The 10,511-nt window shown below is 39.9% G+C and carries 6 protein-coding genes; 5 read left to right on the forward strand and 1 reads right to left on the reverse strand.

What is annotated here, in order from left to right; genetic code table 11:
- The first annotated feature begins 114 nt into the window (after positions 1 to 114).
- From GFH32_RS08935 to GFH32_RS08955, 5 genes are all read left to right on the forward strand, one after another.
- Positions 115 to 3,183: a SusC/RagA family TonB-linked outer membrane protein gene (locus tag GFH32_RS08935; protein ID WP_194285682.1), complete on the forward strand. Its 3,069-nt coding sequence runs from the start codon at positions 115 to 117 to the stop codon at positions 3,181 to 3,183.
- A gap of 10 nt (positions 3,184 to 3,193) precedes the next feature.
- The gene (locus GFH32_RS08940; protein WP_153511301.1) at positions 3,194 to 5,005 is read left to right on the forward strand and encodes a RagB/SusD family nutrient uptake outer membrane protein; all 1,812 of its coding nucleotides are present in this window, start codon (positions 3,194 to 3,196) and stop codon (positions 5,003 to 5,005) included.
- 2 nt (positions 5,006 to 5,007) lie between these two features.
- Complete coding sequence (locus tag GFH32_RS08945) at positions 5,008 to 6,909, forward strand: sialate O-acetylesterase (RefSeq protein WP_153511302.1); 1,902 nt, start codon at positions 5,008 to 5,010, stop codon at positions 6,907 to 6,909.
- 26 nt (positions 6,910 to 6,935) lie between these two features.
- Positions 6,936 to 8,195, forward strand: a complete 1,260-nt coding sequence (locus GFH32_RS08950) for a hypothetical protein (RefSeq protein ID WP_153511303.1) — start codon at positions 6,936 to 6,938, stop codon at positions 8,193 to 8,195.
- A gap of 182 nt (positions 8,196 to 8,377) precedes the next feature.
- Positions 8,378 to 9,700, forward strand: coding sequence for a hypothetical protein (locus GFH32_RS08955; protein ID WP_153511304.1), 1,323 nt, complete (start codon positions 8,378 to 8,380; stop codon positions 9,698 to 9,700).
- Here GFH32_RS08955 and GFH32_RS08960 read toward each other — a convergent pair.
- Positions 9,603 to 10,454 (reverse strand): hypothetical protein, encoded by an 852-nt coding sequence (locus GFH32_RS08960; RefSeq protein ID WP_153511305.1) that lies wholly within the window; start codon positions 10,452 to 10,454, stop codon positions 9,603 to 9,605. The two genes, GFH32_RS08955 and GFH32_RS08960, sit on opposite strands and share 98 nt — an antisense overlap.
- Positions 10,455 to 10,511 lie beyond the last annotated feature (57 nt).

Below are 10,511 nucleotides of genomic sequence, written 5' to 3' on the forward strand. Positions count from 1 at the left end.
AAAAATTGAATCCACAGCACAAGAAGGATACATGTTTTGCTCGCACTAATCATTATAAACCAAATCTTATAAATTATGATCACACGGAGAATGACTAACGTCTGGCAAACCCAGATGAACGGGAAGGCCTGGCTTTGCCGGTTAATTTTATTGTTTTGCTGTCAGTTGCTGAGTCTACAATTAGCACAAGCTCAACGCGTATTTAGTGGAAAAATTCAAAATAGCGAAGGTTTGCCTGTATCTAATGCGACCGTTAAACTGACGGGATCTCAAATTAGTACGCAGACCAACAGTTCGGGTGTATTTACGATCAATTTACCTTCTAAAAACGCCCTATTGCAAATCTCTTCTGTCGGTTTTCAGAATCTAGAGATCAGTGTCGGTGGAGATGAAAATTATAGAAACATTGTATTAGTAGAGACAACAGCAGATTTGGCAGAAATTGTTGTTGTGGGCTATGGTGTACAGAATAAAAATAAAGTGACTGGGTCTATCGCAACAATTCAATCGGATCAATTGTCGACAGTTCCAGTGTCGTCGGTCTCCAATGCATTGGTAGGTAAGTTGCCGGGATTAATTGCGATACAATCCTCTGGTCAACCGGGACGTGACGCTGCTGGACTTAGTATCCGTGGCTTTGACGGTGCCTTAGTAATTGTAGATGGTGTAGAGTCATCTTTTAATAATATTGACGCCAGTCAAATTGAAAGTGTATCTATCTTGAAGGATGGTGCGGCTTCAATCTATGGTGCTCGTGCCGGAAATGGCGTTATCTTGGTGACGACGAAAAGAGGGAATATCGGTAAACCTGTAATTCAATTCAATGGTACGTCTACCTTACAAAGACCAACTTATTTTCAGAAAATGCTTTCTTCTGGCGAGTATACAACTCTTGTGTCGGAGGCTTACCTGCAGTCGGGTCAACCTGCCAATGCAGTGCCTTATACTAAAGATCAAATCGCTAAATTTTATGCGGCTACAGAGCCGGGTTTCTATAATACCAACTGGCAGGATATTATCATGAAAGATTGGGCAGATATGCATAATTACAATCTATCTGTTCGGGGTGGTTCGGAGAAGATTAAGTACTATGGATTTCTAGGTACGCAGAACCAGGGTTCATTCTGGAAAAAGAATGGTGGTGATTATAATCGCTATAATTTGCAGGTGAATGTCGATGCTCAGATTCTCGATAACTTGAGCTTTGGAATCACTGTTTCAAATATTGTTGACGTTATAAAATCTACACATCGTCCTCAAAATGGTGGGGGCTATTTATTTGCCGATTTGTATAATAACAAACCAATGTATCCTTCCGCTTTTCCAGATCCTTCCAAGGTGCCATATACTGGATCAGCGACGGGTGGCGCACTTGTACAATCCGATATGGAGCTCGGTGGTTATAACAACACCAATACGCAAAACCTGAGTAATACCGCCTACCTTGAATACGCCTTTAAAGGCATTGAAGGTTTGTCGGCTAAAGCCTTTGGGAACTATATACAGATCAATGATAACTTAAAATCATATGGACGGCCGGTCGATATGTACAATTATAATGTAGACAATCAAACTTATGAATTGGTGTCACAGTTTAATGCGAATACGCCTTTGTTCCAACAGAAGTCTGTTTACAAAACCTTAACAGGTCAGTTTTCGTTGAATTACAAACGTACTTTTAATGAAACTCATGACCTAAGTGCTATGTTACTGCATGAGGTCATTAGCTATGATTATGATTATATCAATGCGGGAAGAACAGATTTCACGTTCCCGACTCTTGACCAAATGTTTGCCGGTAGCAGCAGTACGGTGAGCAATAATGGCTCTGCCAGTCAAATGGGAAGAAAGAGTTATGTAGGTCGATTAAACTATGCTTATGATCAAAAATATCTAGCCGAGTTAATCTTTCGTGCGGATGCTTCCGCTAAGTTTCCAGCAGATTCAAGATGGGGATATTTTCCAAGTGTTTCCCTAGGATGGAGAATTGCGGAAGAAGAATTTATGAAACCGCTGACATGGTTAAACGATTTGAAGTTAAGGGCTAGTTATGGCTCATCAGGCTACGATGGAATCGGAGATTTCCAATATCTCGCAGGTTACGGACCGACTTTAATGCCTGTATTATTCGGCGGAACGCCAGTTTTAGGAATTACCTCATTAGGTATGGCGAATCCAGCGCTTTCTTGGGAAAGAATTACCAATTATAACCTAGGTCTTGATTTCGCCATGTTAAATAAAAAAATCTATGGAGAGTTTGATGTCTTCTATAGAAATAGAGAGGGTATTCCTGCGAAGAAAACGGTAAGTCTTCCTTCAAGTTTCGGTGCTGAGCTACCGCTTGAGAATTTGAATAGCCAAACCAATAGAGGTATGGAGTTTAAGTTAGGGACCATGGGCAACTCGGGAGATTTGAAATGGGATGTAAGCGCCAATATTTCTTACCAACGTGCAAAATGGAACCATGTGGAGGAAATTGAGTATACGGATGCAGATGCTGAAAGAATTTATAAGCTTTCTGGAAATTGGGTGGATAGAACGGTTGGTTATGTTTCAGATGGACTGTTTACTAGTCAAGAGCAGATTGATGATTTGACATTCAAATACCCTGGTAACCCGACCTTGAATCTCGGTGACGTGAGATATGTTGACGTGAATAATGATGGTGAGTTAGATTGGAAGGATATGGTGGAAATTGGAAAAGGACAAATTCCCAATTTTATTACCGGTTTAAATATCGGCTTAAACTACAAAGATTTTGACCTAGCAGCATCTTTTCAAGGGGCCTTTGGATTCTATAAAAGAGTTTCATTAACCTCTTATACGAAAACATTTTTTGACAACAGATGGACGGAGGAAAATAATGATGGGGATGCTTTGATTCCGCGTTTGGGAGGAGCTGGATCTAATGGCTACTTATCGGATCGTAATTTTATCAAATCTGATTATTTCAGACTTCGATCCTTTACCATTGGCTACAACTTGCCGAAATCTGTTTTAGTTGCATTAAAAATGCAACAAGCAAGACTTTATCTTGGAGGTACCAATTTATTTACCATCAGCAAACTCGGAAAGTTTATGCTAGATCCTGAATCACCGTATGCAATTCAAGATGGGCAGCCAACCACTTCTTATTATCCGCAGCAAAAAACAATTATGGTTGGTTTTAATGTTTCCTTTTAACTCGTAGATTATGAAAAAGATATATGTATTTAATCTCTTAGCCCTTTTATTACTTGGAGGTTGTAGCAAGGATGTACTAGATCGCAAACCTTTAGATCGTATCTCAGAAACCATTGTATGGAATGATAAAAATGCTGTGTTAGCCCATTTAGCCGGCAGTTACAGTATGATGAGTGTATTAGAGAATGAAACACCTGAGAAATATGTTGGTATTCGTCCTGGCGTAGGTTGGACAATTGAAGGACAGGTTGGAGCAACCCTAATTACTAATTTGACGGATGAAGCCACCTGGGGAATGTATCCTAACTGGGCAGTTTATAGAAATAGTGGAATTACAATTAATGGAGGTCTATTAGAATGGTGGGAGAACTCCTATGTTATTATCCGTCAGTTGAACGAATTTATTGAACAAGTTCCCAATTCATCGATTGCCGAAGACCTAAAGAAAAGTCTAGTAGCGGAAGCTCGTTTTCTGCGGGCCTATAATTATTTCTCGATGGTTCGACGCTATGGTGGAGTGCCGTTGATTACTAAAGTTCAACAAATCTCCGACCCACAAGAAGAGCTTTATCCGAAAAGAAATACAGAGAAAGAACTCTACGATTTCGTTATTAAAGAAATGAATGAGGCATCGTTAGATTTACCAGCCGTTAACCAGCAGGGTAGAGCTTCTAAATATGCAGCATTGAGTTTATTAAGTAGAGCGGCTCTATATGCGGGTAGTATTGCTGAATTTGGGCAAATACAATTGAATGGCTTATTGGGAATTCCAGCAAACGAAGCTAATGCATATTATACAAAAAGTTATGAAGCATCTCAAAAGATTATCCAAGAAGGCGTTCATAAATTATACAATGGCAGTGCAGACAAGACCAAGAACTTTAGAGATATATTCCTCGTTAAAGGTAATCCAGAGGCTATTTTTGTTGTACAACATAACGATAAGGATATGATTGGTTCTGGTGGTAATGGATGGCGTTACGACTTCATACAGGGACCATTGCCAAATGCATGGTATAACGGCAATCAAAATATGGTCTACCTCTCTTTTATTGCCTCTACATTTGAAAACGTCGATGGGACGCTTCCAGATCTTTCAACGAGTACTTTAACCAGTAAGCTTTGGACTATCGACGAGTTATGGGGAAAATTGGAACCTCGATTCTTCGCTTCAGTGTATACGCACGGTACTCCATGGCAAGGTTCAACAATCGACTGGCATAAATCATTAAAGGTAAATGGGCAATATCTTTCCGACGCTAATGGAGCTTATCAGGGCACCCCGCATATTGGATTGCAAGGGCAAAAACTAGGCGCGCATACGAGTTTCGGCGTGTTGAAATACCTCGATGAAAACAAGAATAACATGTCCGCAGATTTTGCATCAAGTCAAGATTGGATAGTCTTCCGTTTCGCAGAAATCTTGTTAAACCACGCGGAATCGGCTTTCAAATTAGGGAAAACTGCTGAAGCACTGACCGTAGTGAATCAATTACGGGACAGAGCAGGGGTAAAACCGAGAACAAATATTACATTCGATTTGATTCAAAAAGAAAGAAAAGTAGAGCTCGCTTTTGAAGGTTCTCGTTATTGGGACTTGAGAAGATGGCGTATTGCGACAAATGTACTTACTAAACGGGAAACTGGATTGCGATATACGTTAGACTTCGCCAGTAAAAAGCTGGAATTACAAGTCTTAGAAAAGGTAGACGGTGGGCCGAATGTTGCTGCTATTTTTGAACCGCATCATTATTATCTGCCAATTACAAAGACAAGAACGCAACAGAATACCAATTTGGAAGAAAACCCTAATTACAGGTAAGGATGAATAGATTTCTGATCTCAATTTGGCTAGTATTCTTGCTGCCGATTATGGTTGTCGCTCAAGTCAAATTACCGGCCATCTTCGCGGATAACATGGTTCTTCAGCAGTCCCAAGCAATTACCGTTTGGGGGACAGGGACCGTAAATGATTTGATCCATGTCAAATTCGGCGGAAATGAACATCAGTTCAAAGTTGATACATTAGGAAGGTGGCTCGGCCATCTTCCTGCTATGACAGCAGGAGGCCCTTACACCATGGAAATAAGTACAAAGGATAGCAGTATTGTTTTCCAGCATGTGATGATTGGAGAGGTTTGGCTAGTCTCCGGACAGTCTAATATGGAATTTGGACTTGCAGGTTCCGAAAATGCAGAACAGGAAATAGCAGCATCCGACTTTCCTGACATTCGCTTTTTTCAAGTAAAACAGGGTATGTCAGATGAACTGGAGACTGAAGTCACCGGGAATTGGCAGTCGAGTAATCCTATGCAGGCACCTAGTTTTTCTGCCGTAGCATACTTCTTTGCGAAAAAACTGCATCAGCAAAAGAATGTTCCAGTAGGAATCATTCAGGCGGCTTGGGGAGGAACAGCAATTGAGCCCTGGATCGGTAAGGATGCTATCCGTGCCTATGACAATTTACCCTCGATTGAACCAGTCCCCGTAAAGCAAAATGTAAGTCTGCTATATGAAGCATATTTAAAGCAAGTTGACCAGTTTGAGCATGCACAGGATGGGTTGAAGCAAGGTGTCGTGAACAAAAACTTCGACGATAGCAAATGGAGACAAGTAAAGTTCCCACTGAGTATATCGGCCATCTTTACGACAGAGACAGACCTTTACATCCCAGGATGTTATCTCTGGTTTAGAAATAAAATAAAACTAGCAGATAAAAAAAACGACTTGTCTCTTCATTTAGAACAGTTGGAAGGTCAATTTGAGATATACTTTAATGGTGTTAAGCTCGATACTGAACAATTTCTTCCTTCGAAAAAGCTATCCATTCCGAAGAACTTATTAGCGAAAGGGGAAAATACAATCGCCATCCGCATACGTAGTTTGTGGGCAAATGGCATTCTTGGTAATAATGCGGAAAGCCTTTATTTCATACAAAACGGAAAGCGTATCGCACTTCCTGATACTTGGGTATGTAACCCAGCTATCGAACCCAAATATCCCGATCTACCAAGGGAAAGAAATAATCAAGGTGTGCTCTTTAATGCGATGATAGTACCGCTGATACCCTATAGCATAAAAGGCGTATTGTGGTATCAAGGCGAAGCAAATACATGGAAACCTGAAGATTATAACTTTCTCTTTCCTATGCTGATTAACGATTGGCGGATTCGATGGAAGCAGGGGTATTTCCCTTTTCTGTTTGTACAGCTTGCAAACTTTGCAGGTAATGAGTTAGCGGCTGCAGATGATAAATGGGCAGTACTTCGCGAGGCGCAGCGGAACGCGCTAAACTTGCCAAACACCGGGATGGCAGTAGCAATAGACGTGGGGGATTCTAAAGATATTCACCCCCGCAATAAAAAGACTGTAGGTGAACGATTATATGCTACTGCACAGTTTATAGCCTATCAAGATCAACAAGCGGCTTATTCAGGTCCGATTTACAAGTCGATGGAAAGACAGGGATCTAATATAATTCTATCATTCAATTATACGATGGGCGGTCTAAAGTATAAAGGTGAACGTTTGACAGGATTCACAATCGCAGGAGAAGATGGAGTATTCAAAGGTGCAAATGCAGTAATCGTTGGGGATCAAGTTAAGGTTTATTCAGACGAAGTAACAAACCCTATACACGTACGTTACGGTTGGTCTGCAGACCCTGAATGCAATCTTTATAATCAGCGTGATCTCCCTGCATCGCCATTTCGAACCGCCTTATAATTTTCATTTTATAAAATTGATAAACTATGAGAAAAGCACTATTAATTCTAATCAATATAAGTTGTTGTTTATTGGGAAGTGTATATGCCCAACAAAAGCAGCAAACACTGTCTTCTTCACCAGATAAATTCGCTATTGGCGTCTTTTGGCCACCGGTATGGGAATTTAGCAACGAAGAGCAATATAAGTGGATTGGAGAGGCCAATATAGACTTCGTAGAGAACGTAAAAAACGCAAAGATGTTTAGCGAAGAACATAATATGCATTTGCTAGCACTGGCAGCGAAGTATGGATTTAAAGTTACGGTCGCTGATCCAAGAATTTTTGGCACTGATGCTGAAATTGCGGAGGCTGTGGCCACCTACAAAAACCACAAAGCCTTAGAGGGATATTATATCAAAGATGAACCCGATTCAACAGAATTTCCATGGGCCTCGACGATCTATAAAAAACTTATTGCGCTAGATCCTGTACATGTTCCGCATGTTAATTTATTTCCGAATTTCGTCATCCCTAGCTACGAAACGAATCATGTCGAGCGATGGGTAAATCTCGTCGGAGCAGATAAATTGAAGTACCTTACTTTTGATCAGTATCCGTTTATGGCAAACGGTAGAATTCGCCCAACCTACTATGAGAATTTAGATATTATCCGCAGAGTTGGATTAAAATATAAGGTGCGTACTGCCGCGTATTTACAGTCTGTAGGTATTATCGACGCCTATAAGCGACCAAGTGAAAGCGAACTGCGATTCAATATCTACTCGGCACTAGCCTATGGGATAAAACGCCCTGTATGGTTTACTTATTGGACACCCACAAATGCAGGGAAGGAAATCTTTACCGATGCGATCATAGATCCTTATGGCCGAAAAACTGATCTCTATGAGCCGTTCCAGAAATTGAATAAAGAGGTAAAACAAATCAGCGAGATCTTATTCAATTCCGAGGCCCTTGAAGTGTACCATGTCGGTGCGGATTCTGCTATAGCAATCCAAAGTCTTCCGGTTGACTTTGTCATACAACCGACTAGCAACGCTGATGACCTGATCATCACAAAGTTCCTGCATAAAAATGGCGATCAATATATCATGATGGTCAATAAGTCATTAACAGTGGCAAAAACGTTATCCTTCAAAATATTGGATTCGGGTGTCAAACAATTGACAAGTTTAACGGTAAAAGATCAATCCTTAAAAAAGGAAGGTTTGAGTATCGATAAGCAAAGGACGTTTTCGTTGAACCTTTTACCTGGAGAAGGAAGGATGTTGCTTCTCGGGAGATAAGTCTGCCGAAAATATGAGTCAGAGCAGTCTGCACATTGTGTGTTGTAGATTGCTCTGGTTAATATAATACAGGTATTGGTCAATGTGTTATGTGTTTAAATGGAAGAGTGTAGGTAACTTAATTGTCAATTACTATTCTTAAAATAAGGAGATAATAATCACACATTTTAAAACCCTATAAGATGAAAAATTTATTTCTTGGATTTTTATGCTGTTTCAGCCTATGCTTTTTCAGTTGTCAAAGCGATCTGGAACCCGAGGATGTTATCAACTCGAAAGTATTGAAGGCTAAAAAGGAATCATCATTAAATTCCCTAAGCACCACAGGATTCGCGGACAACTTTTTAATCGGAGTCTATTGGCCACCTACATGGCCTGATGTAAATGATAATACATTTCAGACGCTATCTGCAGCCAATGTAGATATTTTGCAATACGTCATCACATATACCGAAGCGCAGAACCTGAGCATTCTAGATAAATCGGCACAATACGGTATGCGTTCCATTATTTTTGATGCCCGAGCCTATGGTACAGATGCAGATATTGCAAGTATGGTAGCTGCTTATTCCTCGCACAGCGGCCTTGCTGGTTATTATGTCAAAGATGAACCGAATATGAGTCAACTTGATTGGGCAACAACAATATACAATAAGATTAGGACTTATGATCCTCTTCATCTACCGCATATCAATTTGTTTCCTAGTATCGCTGTACCCGCTATTCTAGGACCAATTAACTATGAAACTGATTATGTACAGGCCTATATAAACAAAATCGGTGCTGCAAACTTGAACTACCTAACCGTAGATATCTATCCCTTCCGTGCTGATGGAACCATATTGCCGGAGTACTATAGCAATTTGGATCTAATCCGACGCCTTGCGATCTCCAATGGAGGGATAAAGACTTCCGCATATTTGCAATCCATCGGTATTAGCGGGCATTATAGAAGACCTAATGCTAATGAACTGCGCTATAATGTCTATTCTATGTTAGCTTATGGAATTAAATATCCTGTTTGGTTTACCTACTTTACACCGGTAAATCAAGGCGAACCCTTTACTAACGCAATTATTGATTCGCTAGGTAATAAAACCGATCTATATATACCGTTTCAAAATCTAAATGCCGAGATGAAGATATTAGGAAATCGCCTCATGAAACTTCAGGCTTATAATGTTTATCATCATGGCACAAATATTCCAGCAGGAGCAGAGGTGTTGCCTTCATTACATTATATAAAACCTGTAGATCCGACAGCTGATTTAATTATCGGCCATTCTAAAGACTGGTCTGAAAGTGGTCGTAATTACGCGATGATTGTAAATAAGAGCTTGACAAGCTCAAAAACATATACTTTCCAAATTGCAGGTTGGATAACGAATATGGCTGAAGTATCGAAAGTTAATGGCGCGCTAAACCCAATCGCGATAAGCGGAGGGACAGTAAGTCTGACACTGCTGCCTGGTGAAGGAAGACTTTTTGCTTTCCTACCTTATTAAAGTAATTAAACTTGATTAATCTAATATATTGGTCTGTATGGATGGTGCTGTTTCCTTCCTTCAGACCAAATTTCAATCTGTAAATAAAATAGGAATTTGCGTTGATGCTAAATATCGTTTTGTCCCAAATCAAGATATTCGCCAAGTTATCCACTTCAAACTTGTCACTCATTTGGTTTAATGCATTTGAATATGCAGTTAGGTCGGCCAAGAGTAGAATCAATGCTTCTTTAGTTTGCATGTAATCTAACCTAATTTCTTTCTTCGTTGAAAGAGGTACAAACTCTTCGTAGGCATCTGAACAACGTATAATAATTTCATTCTTTGATTTAAGGATAATCGGACTTGGATGACTTGTCCTAAGGTAAAATTCATTGAAATTTTCATCCAATATGGCTTTCCAGGTTTGTATCTCTTCTAATAATCCGCAACATTGAGGAAAGAGTTCAATCCGTTGATTCACTGAAATGGCATAACCACCAAACAATGATATCGAATTTTCAAGTTCTGTATTTTCAATATGGAGATTGATGATCCGCTCCATATTTATCATATCGATATCAAAAAGACGATATTGGTGAATTCCAGATAAAATAGGTTCAGGAAAGTTCTTGTAGTTTTTCGCGATAAGTCTTTTTTGATAGCAGTCGGATTCTGCATCGTTTGCAAATGGGAAATCACTGTTTGAATCCTCAGTCGGCTTATCCTTTTTTGTTGGGGGCTCTATTAATGCAATAAACTTGATTTCATTCATATTTATTTACTCACTAGCTAATACTTCGTAGGCTTGCAATTCAATCGATAAATTGCT

The organism is Sphingobacteruim zhuxiongii (assembly GCF_009557615.1).
Lineage (GTDB): Bacteria > Bacteroidota > Bacteroidia > Sphingobacteriales > Sphingobacteriaceae > Sphingobacterium > Sphingobacterium zhuxiongii.